The 18,180-nt window shown below is 65.3% G+C and carries 13 protein-coding genes; 5 read left to right on the top strand and 8 right to left on the bottom strand.

Going from position 1 to position 18,180, the window contains the following annotated elements; translation table 11 throughout:
- Window positions 1–7 precede the first annotated feature (7 nt).
- Window positions 8–1,585 (top strand): DHA2 family efflux MFS transporter permease subunit, encoded by a 1,578-nt coding sequence (locus SIL87_RS11900; RefSeq protein ID WP_319614399.1) that lies wholly within the window; start codon window positions 8–10, stop codon window positions 1,583–1,585.
- Window positions 1,586–1,607: 22 nt separating this feature from the next.
- Here the strand turns inward: SIL87_RS11900 and SIL87_RS11895 are convergent, their stop codons facing one another.
- The 5 genes from SIL87_RS11895 to SIL87_RS11875 are packed head-to-tail and all read right to left on the bottom strand — an operon-like array spanning window position 1,608 to window position 8,330.
- Window positions 1,608–2,303: a glutathione S-transferase N-terminal domain-containing protein gene (locus SIL87_RS11895; RefSeq protein ID WP_319614398.1), complete on the bottom strand. Its 696-nt coding sequence runs from the start codon at window positions 2,301–2,303 to the stop codon at window positions 1,608–1,610.
- A gap of 14 nt (window positions 2,304–2,317) precedes the next feature.
- On the bottom strand, window positions 2,318–3,601 hold the full coding sequence (locus SIL87_RS11890; RefSeq protein WP_319614397.1) for an MFS transporter: 1,284 nt from the start codon (window positions 3,599–3,601) through the stop codon (window positions 2,318–2,320).
- Window positions 3,598–6,789, bottom strand: a complete 3,192-nt coding sequence (locus SIL87_RS11885) for an AsmA family protein (protein WP_319614396.1) — start codon at window positions 6,787–6,789, stop codon at window positions 3,598–3,600. The genes SIL87_RS11890 and SIL87_RS11885 overlap by 4 nt, the downstream gene beginning before the upstream one ends.
- 12 nt (window positions 6,790–6,801) lie before the next feature.
- On the bottom strand, window positions 6,802–7,413 hold the full coding sequence (gene pncA / locus SIL87_RS11880; protein WP_319614395.1) for a bifunctional nicotinamidase/pyrazinamidase: 612 nt from the start codon (window positions 7,411–7,413) through the stop codon (window positions 6,802–6,804).
- A gap of 2 nt (window positions 7,414–7,415) precedes the next feature.
- A complete protein-coding gene (locus SIL87_RS11875) occupies window positions 7,416–8,330 on the bottom strand; it encodes an SMP-30/gluconolactonase/LRE family protein (RefSeq protein WP_319614394.1) in 915 nt (304 codons plus the stop codon).
- A gap of 118 nt (window positions 8,331–8,448) precedes the next feature.
- Here SIL87_RS11875 and SIL87_RS11870 point away from each other — a divergent pair, with 118 nt between their 5' ends.
- Both SIL87_RS11870 and SIL87_RS11865 read left to right on the top strand, forming a co-directional pair.
- A complete protein-coding gene (locus SIL87_RS11870) occupies window positions 8,449–9,195 on the top strand; it encodes an SDR family oxidoreductase (protein ID WP_319614393.1) in 747 nt (248 codons plus the stop codon).
- A gap of 10 nt (window positions 9,196–9,205) precedes the next feature.
- Window positions 9,206–11,002, top strand: a complete 1,797-nt coding sequence (locus tag SIL87_RS11865; protein ID WP_319614392.1) for an IlvD/Edd family dehydratase — start codon at window positions 9,206–9,208, stop codon at window positions 11,000–11,002.
- A gap of 33 nt (window positions 11,003–11,035) precedes the next feature.
- On the opposite strand, the gene SIL87_RS11860 is transcribed toward SIL87_RS11865, so the two are convergent.
- Window positions 11,036–12,454 carry a UdgX family uracil-DNA binding protein gene (locus SIL87_RS11860; protein WP_319614391.1) on the bottom strand — a complete coding sequence of 473 codons (1,419 nt, stop codon included), beginning with the start codon at window positions 12,452–12,454 and terminating at the stop codon, window positions 11,036–11,038.
- Window positions 12,451–13,665, bottom strand: coding sequence for a putative DNA modification/repair radical SAM protein (locus SIL87_RS11855; protein WP_319614390.1), 1,215 nt, complete (start codon window positions 13,663–13,665; stop codon window positions 12,451–12,453). Before SIL87_RS11855 ends, SIL87_RS11860 begins: the two co-directional genes overlap by 4 nt.
- Before the next feature lie 139 nt (window positions 13,666–13,804).
- On the opposite strand from SIL87_RS11855, the gene SIL87_RS11850 reads away from it, so the two are divergent.
- On the top strand, window positions 13,805–15,988 hold the full coding sequence (locus tag SIL87_RS11850; protein WP_319614389.1) for a malate synthase G: 2,184 nt from the start codon (window positions 13,805–13,807) through the stop codon (window positions 15,986–15,988).
- An 85-nt stretch (window positions 15,989–16,073) separates the two neighbouring features.
- Window positions 16,074–16,976: a retroviral-like aspartic protease family protein gene (locus SIL87_RS11845; protein ID WP_319614388.1), complete on the top strand. Its 903-nt coding sequence runs from the start codon at window positions 16,074–16,076 to the stop codon at window positions 16,974–16,976.
- A gap of 45 nt (window positions 16,977–17,021) precedes the next feature.
- On the opposite strand, the gene SIL87_RS11840 is transcribed toward SIL87_RS11845, so the two are convergent.
- The gene (locus SIL87_RS11840) at window positions 17,022–17,816 is read right to left on the bottom strand and encodes a sulfite exporter TauE/SafE family protein (RefSeq protein ID WP_319614387.1); all 795 of its coding nucleotides are present in this window, start codon (window positions 17,814–17,816) and stop codon (window positions 17,022–17,024) included.
- Between the last annotated feature and the right edge of the window lie 364 nt (window positions 17,817–18,180).

Raw genomic sequence — 18,180 nt, 5'->3', positions numbered from 1 at the left:
ATCGATCGTGGCCGGACCGGAGGACTCGAAGGGCGAAGTCATGCAGGTCAGCGGGTTTCCCCGCATGATCGTGACGATCGGCTGCATGATCGGCACATTGATGCAGGCGCTCGATGCCACCATCGCCAATGTGTCGCTGCCGTATATGCAGGGCTCGCTCTCGGCCTCGTATGACGAGATCACCTGGGTTCTGACCTCCTACGTGGTTGCCGCCGCGATCATGACCGCACCGGTCGGGTGGCTGGCCTCGCGTTTCGGCCGCAAGAACGTGTTCATGGTCTCGATCATCGGGTTCACGATTTCCTCGATGATGTGCGGGGTTGCGACCTCGCTGGGTGAAATGGTCGCGGACCGGCTGCTGCAGGGCGTGTTCGGGGCGGCGCTGGTGCCCTTGAGCCAGTCGACCATGCTGGATATCTACCCGGTCGAAAAACGTGGTCAGGCCATGGCGATCTGGGGCATCGGAGTGATGATCGGGCCGATCCTGGGGCCGACGCTGGGCGGCTATCTGACCTATTTCTATGACTGGCGCTACGTGTTCTTCGTCAACCTGCCCTTCGGCATCGCGGCGACGCTGGCGCTCGGCTTTTTCATGCCCAAGCGGGGGGCGGGGGCGCGATCCTCGGGTCATTTCGACTGGATCGGGTTTGCCGTGCTGTCGCTGTTTCTGGCGGCGTTGCAGATCATGCTCGATCGTGGCGAGGAGAAGGACTGGTTCGGATCGACCGAGATCATCACCTATGCGGTGCTGGCGACGATCGGGCTTTATCTGTTCATCGTCCACATGTTCACCGCCGACAAACCCTTCATTCCGCGCGGCGTATTCAAGGACCGCAACCTCAACGCCTCGCTGATCGCGATGTTTGCGGTGGGATCGGTGCTGCTCTCGTCCTCGACGTTGATGCCGCCGTTTCTGGAAAAACTCGGCAACTACCCGGTGGAGCTCGCCGGTCTCGTGATGGCGCCGCGCGGCATCGGCACGATGGGGGCGATGATGATCGCGGGGCGGCTGACCAACCGGATCGACCCGCGCTACCTGATGTTCCTCGGGTTCCTGCTGCTGATCGCCTCGTTCTGGATGATGATGCAATGGCTGCCCTCCTCGCCGCAATCCTATCTGATCCAGAGCATCATCGTGCAGGGAGCCGGGCTCGGCTTCGTGTTCACGCCGCTTCAGGTGGTGGCGTTCTACACGCTCGATCCCGCGCTGCGGACTCAGGGGACCTCGCTGCTCAGCCTGATGCGCAATGTCGGCATGGCGGTGGGGATTTCGATCACCGAGGCGGTTCAGGTCCAGATGTCGCAGGTCGCGCATGCCTCGATCTCGCACGGGATCACCCCGTTCAACCGCGCCTTGCAGGTGGGTGGCGCGATCTCGCGCGATCTCGACCCGATGACCACTCACGGCGCGGCACTGCTCAACTCGCTGGTCGAGCAGCAGGCGCAGATCATTTCCTACCTCGATGCGTTCAAATTCATGCTGATCGTGAGCGTGCCCTCTATCTTTACCCTGTTGCTGATGCGCAAGCCGCCGCAACGCGAGGGGGTCGCCGCCGAGAAGCACGAGATGGCGGTGATGGAATAACCCACCGCCATCGCGCGGTGGATCAGACGACGTGTTTGGCGGTCTGGCCGAACAGGATCTTGCGGGACTCCTCGTTCACCGTGGCGGTCTGCGAAACCGCCTTGGCTTTTTCATAGGCGCGGATCGTCGCGGGGCGTTCCCTGATTTCGAAGAACCAGCGTTTCAGGTGGGGGAAATCATCGAGATTCTGACCCTGGCGTTCATACGGCACGATCCAGGGATAGCTTGCCATGTCGGCAATCGAATACGCGCCGGCCATGAAGGGGCGGTCGGCGAGGCGCTTGTTCAGCACGCCGTAGAGTCGATTGGTCTCGTTCTCATAGCGGGTGATCGCGTACTCCAGCTTTTCGGGCGCGTAGGTGCGGAAATGATGGTTCTGCCCGAGCATCGGGCCGAGGCCGCCCATCTGCCAGAACAGCCACTGCATGGTTTCCGCCCGCCCGCGCAGATCCGTGGGCAGAAACTGCCCGGTCTTTTCCGCGAGATATTGCAGGATCGCGCCGGATTCGAAAATCGCGATTGCCTCGCCGCCATCCGCCGGTGCGGTATCGCGGATCGCGGGGATGCGGTTGTTCGGCGCGATGCGCAGGAATTCGGGCTTGAACTGATCGCCGCTGCCGATGTTGACCGGGTGGATGGTGTAGTCGATCCCGGCCTCCTCCAGGAACATCGTGATCTTGTGGCCGTTCGGCGTGGTCCAGTAGTAAAGTTCGATCATGATTTCACTCCGTTTTATTTCGATAAAGGGCCGGATTGTTTCGATATGGGCGGTGGCGGGGCCGATTGAACCCGGGTCATGCCAGACCCGCGCAGCACCAGCGCGGCCGCGATGAGGCCGAGTGCTGCGATCCCGATCGTGGCGGCGGGCGGCAGGAACGCCATGGCCCCTGTCGCCAGCAAGGCCACGATCACCCAGACGAAGGTGGAGAGTTGCGATTGCAGCGCACTTGCGGCGGCGGTTTCGCCTTCGGCGAATTCGGTTTGCACGCCGTAGAACACCGCCCCGGCCACGACATTGCTCATCACATGAGCGGCGAAGACCAGCAGAAAGATCATGGGTAACGGGCGCGCGAGAAAAGCCAGCCCGTACAGGATGAAAAACCCGCCCATCGGCCAGAGTGCCGCGCCGCGCCGGGCGACCATGGCGCGCAGCAGAATCTCCGGCGCGGCGAGCCGCCCCGCCAGCATGCCGCAGCGCCGCCCGGCGAGCACGATGATCGGTGCCGCGACGACGCCGATCACCGGCACCACCCCCGCGCCGCGCCGCGCTTCATAGGCGGGCAGCCCGACCATCAGGGGCACGATCACCATGTTGAGCGAGGGTTGCAGCATCAGGCTTCGCCATTTGGTCTCGGCACGGCGCATCGCCGCGAGGGCGGCACTCCAGCGCGCCGGGGTTGCGGGCCCGGCATAGTCGCGCAGCACGCCGGGGAAGAACAGCGTGATGACATGCACCGCCCCGGCGAGCGCGAAGCAGGCGGATGCGAGCGGGAAGAACACCGCCAACCCCTCCCGCCCGAACCAGACCGTGCCGAAGCCGACGCCCGCGACCATGCCGACCGCCATGAACACCGCATCGAGCTTCAGCGCCAGCACAGCACCCTTCCCCGCACCGAACACATCGCGGATGAAGCGTGACAGCGCCGGCAGGATCGCGCTGAACACGATCCCCAGCAGCAGGCTCACGATCAGCAGGCAGAGCGGGATCCGGTACAGTCCGGTCGCGAACAGGATGACGAACCCGATCGTGGCGATGGCGTAGCCGAGGCCGATCACGGTCCGCACCCCGAAGCGCCGGTTGAGCTGATGCGCAAGCCAGCCGCCGAGCAGCATCGGCACGCTGACCATGACGAAATCGAGCGCGAAATAATATCCCGGCACGTGCTGGCGGGTGAAGTACCCGTAGGTCGCGACATCGAACAGGCCCATCGCGGTGTCGAAGAAAAAGAAGCCGCCATTGAGCAGCAGGTAGGCGGCGAGCTGCCACCGGCGGATCGCGGCAGGGCTGCGGCTCATGGTGCGGGCGGTGCGGGTTTGTGACTGGAAATCCAGGTGATTGCCGGGGCCATTTTCAGAACGCCGCGCGGATGGGCGGGCGATCCGTCGATGCCGATGGTCAGGACCGGCGGCTCCTTGTGCCCGGCGATCGCAGGGGTTGCCCGTGCGGTCAGGCGGGTCTGGCGATGAGCGAGGTCGATCGTGCCGGAGAGGTCGAGCTTGCCGGTGGTTCCGGCGAGATCGGCCTGGGTCAGGGTGATCACCGATCCCGCGATCCGGGCGGATACCGTGAAGCTGGCGAAAGTGGTCTTTCCGCTGGTCGCGGCCTTGGTCAGCGCCGTCGCGAGTTCGGGGAGGTCAGCGGGGGTGGCATCGAGCGCGCCTTTCGCGCCCGTGGGGCTGGAAATGGCATGGGCGAGAGCGCTGCCGGTGGCGGCGAGGTCGATGCCGGTGACGCCGAGATCCTGTCCGCTGCCGGTCAGGCTGCCGGTGAGGCTCTGCATCCAGAGATGCGGGGTTGTTCCTTTGGCGATGACATGTCCCGCGAGGTCGAGCGTACCCGCCGTGAGGGGCAAAGACACGCCGTTGGCACGGGCGATCGCCGCGAGCGTCGGGGCGTCCGCCCCGGTCAGATGTCCGGTGATGCTCAGCAGGGGGGTGGTGCCGGAAGCCGGGCCGGTCAGGGCCGCCGCGCCCTCGATGGTGCCGCCGAGCGCGCTGGCATGGGCGATCGTGAGGCCGAGGATACGGGCGGGGTCGCCGGCATGGAGATCGAGGGCGACGCGCAGATCACGCGCAACCGTGTGATCCCGCTGCACCAGACGATGCGCGGTAATGACCGGCAGGGCGAGATCGACCTTGCCGCCGAGGGCGGCATCCGCGATCGTGAGCAGCCGGTGATTGTCTGGAACGATGAGCGTGTCGGCGGCGATCGAGCCGACGATCTGCGGTCGCGGTCCCAGAGTCGCGGCCACCTGGCCGGAGGCGGTCGAGCCGGCGAAGGAGAGCATGAAATCGGGCAGGCCCACGGCGTGCCTCGTGGCGAATCCGCTGGCGCGCAGGCTGACCGATCCGGGGCCGGGCCATTCCGCACCGTTCGCCGGTTCCAGCCACGGCGTGGCGCCGATGGCGTGCAGTAGCGCGGTCGCCTGGGGGGCGTGGAGACTGATCGGGCCGGTCGCGGTGCCGCCGATCAGGTCGATCAGGGGCGTCGCCGCAGCCCGGATTGCGCCGAGATGCAGCGCAATTCCGGCATGGAGCCGTGCCGGTGTTCCGGCGGCGGCGATCGCGAGGGCAAAGCGATGATGCCAGATGCCGAGTTCCAACCACGGGGGGGCGAACGCGTGGGAATCGTGCGGCATCATCGCGGCACCGAGGGCCTGCAGCGTCGCCGTCGCGTCCGGCCCGCTCATCATCAGGCGGGCCGCACTGATCGCGCCATCCGCGAAGACCGTGCCATGGCCGATCGCGACCGCGTGGCCGAGCCGGATGCTGACGAGGCGCAGGGCGACCCCGCCGCCGGCGGCAGCCGGACGCAACGCCCCCTCGATCACGAGATGGGTGCCGGCGATCAGCGGTTTCACGGGGTGCGGGGTGGCCGGGCGCGGGGTTGCCGGATCGATGTCGATCTGGCCGGCGCTCAGCGCGAAGGGGCCGTTCAGGCCGGCGGCGGTGCCGCGCGCTGCGATCAGGGCGGTCAAAATCCGCGGCGTGAGGCGCAGGTGCTGAAATGCCAGTGCGGTCGCGACCCGCGCGCTGGTTCCGTTGCGCGCCGGGAACAGGTGGATCGACCCGGTGAAGGCGGAGGCGGGCGTTGCCGCCGGTCCTTTACCTCCGCCGAACTGACCGTGCAGATCGTCGAGCCGGATCGCGCTTCCGAACCGGAAATGCAGGGTGCCACCGAGGGTCAGCGGGCCCAGCGCGCTTGGCCAGCGCGGCAGATAGGGGATGGCCGGGCGGAGGGCCTCGATCGTGGCGGCCGGTGCGGGGGCGGTGAGGGCGAAGCTCGACCCGTGCGATGAGGAGCGCCCGATCAGCAGATGGGCCTTGCCGGGCAGTTCGGTATCCAGCGTCGCGAGCCGGACCCCCGCGCGATCGGCGAGGATGTCCGCATGAAGTGGGCCGAGCATGGTACCCTGCGTTCGGTGATGGAGGGTGAGGCTGGTGAAGTTCAGCGATGCCGCGGTCGGAATCGCCTTGCCCAGCGCGGCGAGCAGCGTCGTGCCGGGGTTCAGCGAGGCGCGGGTTCCCGCAAGGTCGAGCCGGAGCAGTGGTGCCGGGGCCAGAGCGATCACGGCGTGGCCCTGAAGCGTCGCTCCTTTTTGCGTCGCTGACGCCGTGCTGCCGGGGAGCACTGTGGCGGTTATGTCCGACACGTCGATCAACCGGTTTTCGGCGACCAGCCGGGCGCTGGCGGTAAACGGGGGAATCGGCGGTATCGGCGGCAGGGTGGCAGGTTTCTGCGGCGTACCCGTGGCGGTGGTTGTTGGCGGGATCGCGGCGCTGGCGGCGGTCACAGCGCCGCGCAGGATGCTGTCGCGGTCGAGCGTGCCCCTGAAACCGAGTTTGGTGCGATCATCGAGGGTGATGTCGGCGGTCACCGGGGCCGGTGCGCTGCTGCCGGTATCGTCGATATCGAGCGTGACATCCGCCCGCTGTCCCGCGATCTCGACACTGCCGGACGCCGCGAGCACGGCGTTGGGGCCGCCGGTAAAGATCGAGAGGTCGGCATGGGTGAAGGTGATCGAGCCAAGGTGCAACGTGCCGTCCTCGATCGTGGCATGGAGCGATGCCAGCCAGAGCGGCGGGGCCACCGCCTGCGCACCGCCGGGCAGTGGCCAGGGCAGGTCGATCTGCGGTTTGCGCAGGGTCAGGCGGCGCGCCCGCAGCCGGCCGAGCAGCAGCGGCCAGGGGGCGAGATCGAGTTTGAGCGTCTGTGCCGTCACCACTGCCCCGCGCGGCCCGCCGATCGTGACGGTCTCGGCGCGCAATTGCGGATCGGGGACGAGGGCGAGTTCGATCAGGCCGGTGATCCGAACGCGCCGCCCGATCGCGCTGCTGGCGAGGCGTTCGATCGCGGCGCGGTGGTAATTGCCGGAGGCGAGGCGCGGGCCGTAGATCACGCCGAGGGCGATGACGCCGAACAACGCCAGCGTCGCGATGGCGCGCCGCCGGTACATCGCTCGTCGCTGCGCCGTGCCGCTCATCGGGCGCTGGTATCAGACCGCGCCGATCTGCGCGACTCCGGCGGCGGACATGGCCTGCCACGCGGCGGCGAGCGAACCGCCGGAATCGATCGCCCGGCACGCCGGCGCGATGACCCGGGCGGCGAGGCCGAACCGGCGCGCATCCTGCGCCGACCAGGCGACGCAGAAATCGGTGGCCAGCCCGCAAAGATCGACCGCGGTGATCCCGCGCGCCGCGAGGTAGCCGTCGAGGCCGGTCGGGGTGGTCCGATCGGCTTCGAGGAAGGCTGAATAGGAATCAATGCCGATGTTGAGGCCCTTGCGCAGGATCAGATTGGCGTGGGGGATGTCGAGACCGGGGTGGAGCGCGGCACCGGCGCTGCCCATCACGCAATGATCCGGCCATAGCACCTGTTCGCCATAGTCGAGGGCGATGGTCTCGAACGGGGCGCGCCCGTCATGCGTGCTGGCGAAGGAAATGTGGTGGGGCGGATGCCAGTCCTGGGTGAGCACCACCGTGCTGTAATGCCGCGCCAGCGCGTTGATCACCGGCACCACCGCGTCGCCATCCGGCACTGCGAGCGCGCCGCCCGCGCAGAAATCGCGCTGCACGTCGATCACCAGGAGGCAGGTGGTGCGGTTCATTCCTACAGAATAGGGTGCCCGCGCACGCCGAGGAAGAGCGAATAGACCGATGTGGTCGCGGTGATGAACAGGCGGTTGCGTTTGGGCCCGCCGAAACAGAGATTGCTGACCATTTCGGGGATATCGATGCGGCCTAGCGGGGTGCCGTCGGGCGCATAGGCCGCGACCGCATTGCCCGAACCGCAGCTGGTCCAGAGATTGCCATGCTCGTCCAGCCGGAACCCGTCGGCGAAACCGGGTTCGATCACCGCGAACACCCGGCCCGGCCCCAGCCGGACGCCGTCGATCACGTCATGCACCCTGATGTGGTGCGGGCCGCCTTCGCGATGGGTGAAGCCGGTATCGGCAATATACATCACCCGCTCGTCCGGGCTGAAGGCGATGCCGTTCGGGCGTTCGTAATCCTCCGCGACCGCGGTGATCGACCCATCCGCCGGATCGAACCGGTAGACCCGGCAGACTCCCTGTTCGCTTTCGGCCCGGTGGCCCTCGTAGTCGGACATGATGCCGTAATCGGGGTCGGTGAACCAGATCGAGCCGTCGGATTTGACCACGATGTCGTTGGGCGAGTTCAGCCGTCTGCCTTCGAACCGGTCGACCAGAACGGTCACGCTGCCGTCGTATTCGGTCCGGCTGATGCAGCGCCCGCCATGCTCGCAGCTGACCAGCCGGCCCTGCCGGTCGCGGGTATGGCCGTTGGTGAAGCGGGCAGGGCTGCGATAGACATCCATCTCCCCGGTCGGCCACCAGCGCATGATCCGGTCGTTGGGAATGTCGCTCCAGAGCAGGCAATTGGCATCGCCGAACCAGACCGGGCCTTCGGCCCAGCGGAACCCGGTGGCGATGCGCTCGATCGCCGCATTCATCAGCAGCATCGGGCGCATGCGCGGGTCGTATATGTGATAGCCCTCGGTCACGAACGATCTCCCCCTGATACTTGCCGCATCTGTCGGTTATTGGTAATCACCATGTATCAACCGCTCCAGTGTCGGTCCAGTGGCCGGCCCTGACAAGCGATAAATCGAGGGAACCGGAATGTCACAATCAGGACGCGTCGCCGGCAAAACCGCCTTCATCACGGCGGCCGGGCAGGGAATTGGCCGGGCGATTGCCGAGGCATTGATGCGTGAAGGGGCGCGGGTGATCGCGACCGACCGCGATGCTGGGTTGCTCGCCGGGATCGAGGGCGCGATGGCGCTCGACGTGACCGACGATGCCGCCATCGCGGCGATGGCGAAATCGGTCGGCAATGTCGATATCCTGGTCAACGCCGCCGGCTATGTCGCCCATGGATCGGTGCTCGATTGCGCCGAAAAGGACTGGCACTTCTCGTTCGATCTCAACGTGACCGCGATGTTTCACACCATCCGCGCGTTCCTGCCCGGCATGCTGGACGCGGGGGGCGGGTCGATCATCAACATCGCCTCCACCGTCGGGTCGATCAAGGGCACGGTCAACCGCTTCGCCTATGGCGCCTCGAAGGCGGCCGTGGTCGGCCTGACCAAATCGGTCGCGGCCGATTACATCACCAAAGGCGTGCGCTGCAACGCGATCTGCCCCGGCACGGTCGAAAGCCCGTCGCTGCGCGGAAGAATTGCGGCTCTCGCGCAGGCCCGCAACACCGATACCGCGACGATCGAGGCCGAGTTCGTCGGCCGTCAGCCGATGGGACGGCTCGGCACGCCCGACGAGATCGCGATGCTCGCACTGTATCTGGCCTCCGATGAATCCCGCTTCACCACCGGCGTCGCTCACGTGATCGACGGCGGCTGGTCGAACTGAAAGCAGCACCATGAACAACGACCCGACGAAACCCGGCCCCGCCCCCCTGAGAAGCGCTCAATGGTTCGACAACCCCGGCAATCCGGGCATGACCGCGCTGTATCTGGAGCGCTACCTCAATTACGGGCTGACCCGCGAGGAACTGCAATCGGGCAAGCCGATCATCGGCATCGCCCAGACCGGCAGCGACCTCTCGCCGTGCAACCGCCATCACATCGAACTCGCCAAACGCGTGGCTGACGGGATTCGCGCCAATGGCGGCGTGCCGATCGAGTTTCCGGTCCATCCGATCCAGGAAACCGGCAAGCGCCCGACCGCGGCGCTCGACCGCAACCTGAGCTATCTCGGTCTGGTCGAGGTGCTGTTCGGTTACCCGCTCGATGGCGTGGTGCTCACCACCGGCTGCGACAAGACCACCCCGGCCATGATCATGGGGGCGGCCACGGTCGATATCCCGGCCATCGTGCTGTCCGGCGGACCGATGCTCGATGGCTGGTTCGAGGGCGAGCTGGTCGGCTCCGGCACCGTCGTGTGGGAGGCGCGCCGCCGCCTCGCCGCCGGGGAGATCGCCTATGACAAATTCATCGACATGGTGGCCGGATCGGCCCCCAGCGTCGGCCATTGCAACACCATGGGCACCGCCAGCTCGATGAACGCGATGGCCGAGGCGCTGGGCATGTCGCTGCCCGGCTGTGCCGCGATTCCCGGCCCGTATCGCGAACGCGCGCAGATCGCCTATGAAACCGGCAAGCGGATCGTCGACATGGTGCGCGAGGATCTGCGCCCGTCGCACATCCTGACGCGCGAGGCCTTCGAAAACGCCATCGTCTGCGCCTCGGCGATCGGCGCTTCGACCAACTGCCCGCCGCATGTGATCGCGATTGCGCGGCATATCGGCGTCGAGCTCGACATCGCGGATTGGGACACGATCGGCTACGATATTCCGCTGCTGGTCAACATGATGCCGGCGGGCAAATATCTCGGCGAGCGGTTCCACCGTGCGGGCGGCCTGCCCGCCGTGATCGGCGAACTCATGCGCCACGGCAAGATCCGCGAGTCCGCGCTGACGGTTTCCGGCCGCACCATGGGCGAGGAAAACCGCGGCAAGCGCAGCATCGATCCCGAAATGATCACCGATTACGAAACGCCCCTGCATGAACATGCGGGGTTTGCCGTGCTCACCGGCAATCTGTTCCACAGCGCGATCATGAAAACCTCGGTGATCTCCCCCGAATTCCGCGACCGCTTCATGCGCAAGCCCGGCGATCACGATGCGTTCGAGGGCCGCGCCATCGTGTTCGAGGGGCCGGAGGATTACCACCACCGGATCAACGATGCCGACCTGAAGATCGATGCCGACTGCATTCTGGTGATCCGCAATTGCGGGCCGATCGGCTATCCCGGCTCGGCGGAGGTGGTGAACATGCTCCCGCCGGATGCGTTGGTGAAACAAGGGATCAACCAGCTCCCCTGCATCGGCGACGGGCGGCAATCCGGCACCTCCGGCAGCCCTTCGATCCTCAATGCCAGCCCGGAATCCGCGGTCGGCGGCGGGCTGCTGCTGCTGCGGACCGGTGACCGGATCAGGGTCGATCTGAAAACCCGCACCGCGAACATCCTGATCGACGAGGCCGAACTGACCCGCCGCCGCGAGGCGATGGAACTGCCGGAACTGCTGAACCAGACGCCGTGGCAGGAAATCCATCGCCGCTTCACCGGCCAGCTCGAAACCGGCGCGGTGATGGAACACGCGGTGGGCTACCAGAGGATCGCCGAACGGTTCGGCGTGCCTCGGGATAATCACTGATCGGCCAGCCCTCGATGGCGCAGGCCGATCGGCTCAGGGCGGCGGGTTCGAACTGGCCCGGTCTTTGATCTGCCTCAGATCGGCAACGAACGCCTGATAAGCCGCCTGCCGCGACGCCTCGTCGGGCAGGCGCAGCAGATAGGAGGGGTGAACCGTCACGAAGCCAGCCCGGCCATCGAGCTCCAGCGGCCCCCGGTTGCGCAACAGCGGCAGCGCCGTTCCGCTCAGGGCGTGCAGGGCGGTGGCGCCAAGCGCGACCACGAGTTTCGGGTTCACGAACCCGATTTCCTGCATCAGCCACCAGCGATAGTGCTTGACTTCGCCGGCGCTCGGCGTGGCATGCATCCGCCGCTTGCCGCGTTGTTCGTATTTGAAATGCTTGACCGCGTTGGTGACATAGAGGCCCGCACGATCGAGACCGGCCTCGGCCAGAGCGCGGTCGAGCATCTGGCCGGCGGGGCCGACGAAGGGGCGGCCGGAGAGATCTTCGGCGTCGCCCGGCTGTTCGCCGACCAGCGCGATCGCGGCACCGGCCGGGCCTTCGCCGAGCACGGCCCTTATGCCGCCGGTGACCATGGGCTGGGCATCGGCGATGATCCGGTTCAACGCGGCGAGATCGGCGGGGTTCTGCCGCTCCATGGCGGCGACCGCGCGTGCGGGGTCACGATGGCGGGGGGCTTCGGCGGTGTGATCGACCATGGTTCGAACTCGCTCCGGTGCGTCGCGGATCAGATGGGGGATCAATGCCGCTTCGGGGAGGTTGCGCCAGTATTTCATCGCCATTTCGCTGCGCATCATGGTCGGGTTGAGCCGCGCGGGGTTGAAGATGCTGGCATAATAGCTGCACCAGCCGGCTTCGAATTCATCGTCCGCCGGGAGCTCGGCCTTGTCGCCCGGGCCGCCGACCACGAGGCATCCGGTGTCCCAGAACAGCGAGCCGACCGGGGTCAGGATCGCCCAGATCATGCTGCGAAACCGCTCGATGAAAAAGCCGGCAGTGGCTTCGACGATGTAATGATCCGGCTCGAACCAGGCGATGTAGCGGGCGATGCCGTCGGGTGCGACGGTTTCGCGGAACCGCACGAACGCATGCATCTTGTGCAGATCGCGTCCGATCGCCTTGCGCATCGCCTCCAGCCGGTGAACCAGCCGGTCCGCCGGATTGGCGAGCAGCCCGGCCTCGCCGTGGCGGATGCGCCAGATCAAGCGATAGAGCAGGGCGTAGCGTTCGGGATCGCGATGACAGACCACGGTGCCTGCCAGATCGGTGACCGCGCGCGGCAGCATGACCGGCGGGGCATCGCCCGCGGCTTCGGTGCCGAACAGATCGAGGCCGCCGGAAGTATTCCAGATCACGTCGTCCGGCGGGGTCTCCGCAGCGAGCAGGCGGCGGACGGCGCGGCGGAACCCGTCCCGATCCGCCCCTGCGGCGAGGGTGACGCGCGTGGTCAATCGAACAGGCTCAACTGCACCGGGGCCGGGGTCAGGCTGCGCCGCAGGTCGAGCCGGTCGATCAGCCGGGTGGGGCGATGATCGAGCGCGATCAGGAATGGCAGGACGCGCTTCAACCCGCTGGTCAGCCGTGCCAGATCATCGATGCGCAGGCGCATGTGCCGCCGTGCCCGGATGATCTTTTCGACGGCGCGGGTGCCGAGCCCGGGCACACGCAGCAGCATTTCGCGCGGGGCGGTGTTCACATCGACCGGAAACAGGCCGCGATGTTTCAACGCCCACGCCAGTTTCGGGTCGATTTCGAGGTCGAGCATGCCCGCCTCGCCGCCCTCGGTGATTTCGGGCACGGTGAACCCGTAATAGCGCAGCAGCCAATCCGCCTGATACAGCCGGTGCTCCCGCTGCAGCGGCGGCGATTTCGCGGGCAGGAAGCGGCTGGCTTCGGGGATCGGGCTGAACGCGGAATAATAGACCCGCTTCAGCGCGTAATTGCGGTAGAGCGAATCGCTCGCGGTCAATACGTTATCATCGGTCGCGGCATCGGCGCCGATGATCAACTGGGTGCTCTGCCCGGCAGGGGCGAAATGCCGCCGCTCCTCCCTGGCCTCGATGATGCGGGACTGCATCTGGCCCATCGCCTGCTTGATCGTCGCCGTATTCTTCTCCGGCGCGAGATCTTCAAGACTTTTCTGCAACGGCAGTTCGAGATTGATCGACATGCGATCCGCGAACAATCCAGCCTGCTCGATCAGCCAGGGATTGGCCTCGGGGATGGTTTTCAGATGAATGTAGCCGGCAAACCCATGATCGGTGCGCAGCGATTTCGCAACCAGCATCATCTGCTCCATCGTGTAGTCGGGTGAGCGGATGATGCCCGACGACAGGAACAGGCCTTCGATATAATTGCGCTTGTAAAAGCCGATTGTCAGGGCGACCACTTCCGCCACGCTGAACCTTGCGCGCCGGGTGTTCGAGGAGCGGCGGTTGATGCAGTAAGCGCAGTCGAACAGGCAGTAATTGGTCAGCAGGATTTTCAGCAGCGAAATGCAGCGGCCATCCGGCGTGTAGGAATGGCAGATCCCCGCACCCGTGGTCGAGCCGATCCCGGCTTTGCCCGCCGCGCGCTTTTTGCCGCCGGAGGACGCGCAGGACGCGTCATATTTCGCGGCATCGGCCAGAATCCGCAGTTTGGCGTCGATTTTTTCGTCCATCGGAAATCCCGTCAATCACTTGTTCACTATATGTTCGTAAAATGGGATGTGCAACAGGCAGGAGGCAGGGAGACGGATGACCCTCTCGACAACGGGGGAACCAATGCCCAAAACCATCGTCATGGAGAGAGATCGAAACATGACCGAAACCAGAGTCGATGATTCTTATGTCGATATCGGAGGGCTTCGCGTCGCTGCGGTCCTGCACCGGTTCATCGATGGTGAAGCGCTGCCCGGCACTGGCCTCGATCCCACCCGGTTCTGGCAGGGATTTGCGGCACTGGTGGCGAAACATGCGCCGCGCAATGCGGTGCTGATGGCGGAACGCGACCGGTTGCAGGCCGAAATCGACCAATGGTACCGGACCCATAAAGCCCATCCGGTCGATCAGGAGGCCTACCAGCTTTTTCTGCGCGAGATCGGCTATCTGCAGCCCGAGCCAGATGCTGTCGCGGTGACGACCGAAAATGTCGACCCCGAAATCGCGGTGATCGCCGGGCCGCAGCTCGTCGTGCCGGTGATGAATGCGCGCTACGCCCTCAACGCCGCCAATGCGCGCTGGGGCAGCCTGTACGATGCGCTCTACGGCACCGATGCGATCGCCGAAACCGAGGGGCTGGAACGCGGCTCATCGTACAATCCGGCCCGGGGAGCTGCCGTGGTCGCGAAGGTGCGCGCGTTTCTCGACGCCGGCTTCCCCCTCGCGATGGGCAGCCACCGGGAGGTGCGGGGCTACCGGGTCCATAACGGACATCTCGCGGTCATTCTGGATCGCGGCGAAACCGGCATGAAGCACGATGGCCAGTTCGTCGGCTATCGCGGCGATCCGGCGGCACCGGAGGCGATCCTGCTGCGCCGGCACAATCTGCATGTCGAAATCCTGATCGATCCCGCCCACCCCATCGGCCGGACCGATCCGGCGGGTATCGCCGATCTGGTGATCGAATCCGCGATCAGCTCGATCATGGACGCCGAAGACAGCGTCGCGGCGGTCGATGCCGAGGACAAGGTGCTGGTCTATCGCAACTGGCTCGGGCTGATGAAGGGCGATCTGGCGGAAACCGTCGAGAAGGGGGGGCGCAGCTTCACCCGCCGCCTCAACCCCGACCGCAACTATATCGCCCCGGATGGCCACGGCTTCACCCTGCCGGGACGGGTGCTGATGGTGATCCGCAATGTCGGGCACCACATCTATACCGACGCGGTGCTGGATGCCGCCGGCAAGCCGATCCCCGAAACCCTGCTCGACCTGGTGGTGACCAGCCTGTGCGGCATCCATGACATCCGCCGCACCGAAGGGGTGCGCAATTCGCGCGCCGGGTCGATCTATATCGTCAAGCCCAAGCTTCATGGACCAGACGAGGTCGGCTACGCCTGCGCCATGTTCGCCGGGGTCGAGGCGATCCTTCATCTGCCCGACAACACGATCAAAATGGGCATCATGGACGAGGAACGCCGGACCTCTGCCAATCTCGCCGCCTGCATCGAAGCCGCGAAAGACCGGGTCTTTTTCATCAATACCGGCTTCCTCGACCGCACCGGCGATGAGATCCATACCTCGATCGAGGCCGGTCCGATGATCCGCAAAAACGAGATCAAGAGCACACCGTGGATCGCGGCCTATGAAGACCGCAACGTCGAGATCGGGATCGCCTGCGGCCTGCCCGGCCATGCCCAGATCGGCAAGGGCATGTGGGCCGCGCCCGATTCGATGGCAGGGATGCTCGAACAGAAAATCGCCCACCCGAATGCAGGGGCGAATACCGCCTGGGTGCCGTCCCCCACTGCGGCGACGCTCCATGCGCTGCATTACCACAAGGTCGATGTCGCTGCTCGCCAGGCGGAAATCGCGGGCCGGCCGGTCAGTTCCCTGGCCGCGCTGCTCACCATCCCGCTCGCCGACCGGCCGAACTGGCGTCCTGAGGACATCCAGCAGGAACTCGACAACAATGCCCAGGGTATTCTCGGTTATGTCGTCCGCTGGATCGATCAGGGAATCGGGTGTTCCAAGGTGCCGGACATTCACAACGTCGCCCTGATGGAAGATCGGGCCACGCTGCGGATTTCGGCGCAGCACATCGCCAACTGGCTGCATCACGGCATCGTTGACGAGGCGCAGGTGATGGCGACGATGAAGCGCATGGCCGAGGTGGTCGATCGCCAGAACGCGAACGATCCGCTCTATCGGCCGATGGCCCCCGATTTCGAAGGCATCGCCTTCAAGGCGGCGTGCGATCTGGTGTTCAAGGGCCGCGCGCAGCCGAACGGCTATACCGAATTCATCCTGCACGACCGGCGGCGCGAAGCCAAAGCCGCCGCCTGATCCCTTGCGCCCGCCAACACGATGATGTGATTGGACCGAAATCGGTCCTGCCTGCTTCGTTGCGTCAGCACAACAGGGGACGCCGATGAAGCTGGGACTGACCGCCTTCGTCACCGCGACGATGCTTTCCCTGGCCGGATGCGCCGGAGGTTCGTGCAAGCCCCAGCCGGTCGCCCTGCTGAATACCGCTTTCCACCACAGCGAAATGCCGATCGTCCACACCACGATGAACGGGGTCAGGATCGATACCCTGATCGACACCGGAGGCCAGTATTCCACCGTCTCGCCCCGCGTCGCCAGCCGGCTCAACCTGCCGGTCGCTGCCGATAAATCCGTGACGTTCGGCGGTGTCGGCGGCACCATGTTCACGTCGGTCGCCACTGTGCATCGCTACCAGCTCGGCGCGTCGCAAGGCCGCAAGATCCTGCTGCCGGTCCTCGGCCTGTCCACCCAGAAACTGCCCGACGGTCATGAACTCGGCGGCATCATCGGCAACGACATCCTGCGCTATTACGATATCGACATGGATCTCCCGGCGCAGCAGGTGTTCCTGATCAACACCATGGGGTGCCGGTCGGTCGTGCCATGGGGTGGGCCGCTCCATCCGGTCTCGTTCGGCATGGCGGACGATGGCGCGCCGGTCGTGCCGCTGACCCTCGATGGAAAGACGCTGACCGCGATCGTCGATACCGGCGCCGGGCTCAGCACCATGTCGAGCTATCTGTTCCGCGCGTCAGGCTTTGCGGGCGAGGATCTTCCCGTCATCGGCCACGCCCATCTCGTCGGGATCGGCGATGAACCTGTCACCGCCCCAGTGTATCGCTTCAACAGCCTGACGATCGGCGGGGTTATCTGGCACCATCCGGTCATCGCGGTCGGAGGCGCCTACTCCGGCAATATCGCCGCACACATGATTCTCGGCGATAATTTTACATCCCGCCACGAACTCTACATCTCGAACGCGACGCATCAATTGTTCGTGCGGTAGGCAGCCACCCGCAGCGGGAGCGGACACTCGCGCTGCGGGCACCGATCAGAGATGGATGCCGAACGAGGCCGCGTTTTTGTAGAGCATGTAGATCGCGACGACGAAGACCAGACCGGCAAAAATCCGATTGAGCGCCGCCCGCTTCGAGGCGAGGCCGACCGCGAGCAGGGTGCCCAGGACACCGCCCGCAACGCCGCCGAGGATGAATTCAACCGCCACACCCCAATCCACCAGTCCCGACGTGGCATAGTTTACGGCGGTGGTCAGGCCGAACGTGCCGACCGACAGCAGCGAGGAGCCGATCGCGAAGATCATCGGCATCCCGGTCGAGAACAGCAGGCCCGGCACGATCAGGAAGCCGCCGCCGATCCCGAAAAATCCTGACAGCGCGCCGACGATGAGGGCCGCGATGCAGACCTTGATCGCAGTGGCGACATCGAGCGTTTCGGTTTGAGCCCCGCCCGCGACGCCCTGTGGTGGCGGCTTGCGGCGCAGCATCAGGACGCCGACGATGATCATCAGGATCGCGAAGAGGAACAGGAGTTTCTTGCCGTCGAACGCCTTGCCGAGCGTGGAACCGCCGATCGCCCCGAGAATGCCGAGAATCGCGAAGATGATCGCGGACTTCCAGCGGACGTTACCCTTCCGGGCATGGCCGGCGAAATTGACGAAGGCATTGGCCGAGACCGCAAGGGCACCGGTGCCGATCGCCTCGTGCGGCTTGAGGCCGACGACATAGAGCATCAGTGGTGTCGCCAGGATCGAGCCGCCGCCGCCGATCAGGCCGAGGGTGAACCCCACGGCCCCACCGGAAATAACCGCGAGAATAATTTGCAACATGAGTTGGATTCCACTTCGGACGGACAGATTGAATTCAGTAAAAGTAAGCGAATTGTAAGCGCTATCGAAGCCTCGGCATGAGTTTACCGCGCGTTTTAGTGAGGCTCGCCCATATGAGCTTTCACCTCCCTGCGGAAGCCTGCTCAGATCACGATTTTGTCAAAAGATAGTGAAATTCTCACTATCGCTCCAAAGGGGAATGTTGCTCTGTGAGGCATCGTGACGAACTCCCTGACGATGGCGATCAATTCAGAGAAAATCACACCCTGTTGAACGCCGATTTGAAACGGTTTGTGGCGGATCGAAATATATTTATCAAGAGGAATATATCACATATTCGTGACGCTGTCCTGGATTTCAGGCC

Origin of the sequence: Acidiphilium acidophilum, assembly GCF_033842475.1 — a bacterium.
GTDB classification, from domain to species: domain Bacteria; phylum Pseudomonadota; class Alphaproteobacteria; order Acetobacterales; family Acetobacteraceae; genus Acidiphilium; species Acidiphilium acidophilum.
The sequence above is the reverse complement of the archived record's forward strand: the minus strand, read 5'-3'. Positions and strand labels throughout refer to the sequence as shown.

Excerpts from the sequence above, each read along its gene's own strand:
- SIL87_RS11895 (WP_319614398.1), bottom strand. The coding sequence starts at position 2,303 with ATGATCGAACTTTACTACTGGACCACGCCGAACGGCCACAAGATCACG.
- SIL87_RS11890 (WP_319614397.1), bottom strand. The coding sequence starts at position 3,601 with ATGAGCCGCAGCCCTGCCGCGATCCGCCGGTGGCAGCTCGCCGCCTAC.
- SIL87_RS11885 (WP_319614396.1), bottom strand. The coding sequence starts at position 6,789 with ATGAGCGGCACGGCGCAGCGACGAGCGATGTACCGGCGGCGCGCCATC.
- pncA (WP_319614395.1), bottom strand. The coding sequence starts at position 7,413 with ATGAACCGCACCACCTGCCTCCTGGTGATCGACGTGCAGCGCGATTTC.
- SIL87_RS11870 (WP_319614393.1), top strand. The coding sequence starts at position 8,449 with ATGTCACAATCAGGACGCGTCGCCGGCAAAACCGCCTTCATCACGGCG.
- SIL87_RS11865 (WP_319614392.1), top strand. The coding sequence starts at position 9,206 with ATGAACAACGACCCGACGAAACCCGGCCCCGCCCCCCTGAGAAGCGCT.
- SIL87_RS11855 (WP_319614390.1), bottom strand. The coding sequence starts at position 13,665 with ATGGACGAAAAAATCGACGCCAAACTGCGGATTCTGGCCGATGCCGCG.
- SIL87_RS11850 (WP_319614389.1), top strand. The coding sequence starts at position 13,805 with ATGACCGAAACCAGAGTCGATGATTCTTATGTCGATATCGGAGGGCTT.
- SIL87_RS11845 (WP_319614388.1), top strand. The coding sequence starts at position 16,074 with ATGAAGCTGGGACTGACCGCCTTCGTCACCGCGACGATGCTTTCCCTG.
- SIL87_RS11840 (WP_319614387.1), bottom strand. The coding sequence starts at position 17,816 with ATGTTGCAAATTATTCTCGCGGTTATTTCCGGTGGGGCCGTGGGGTTC.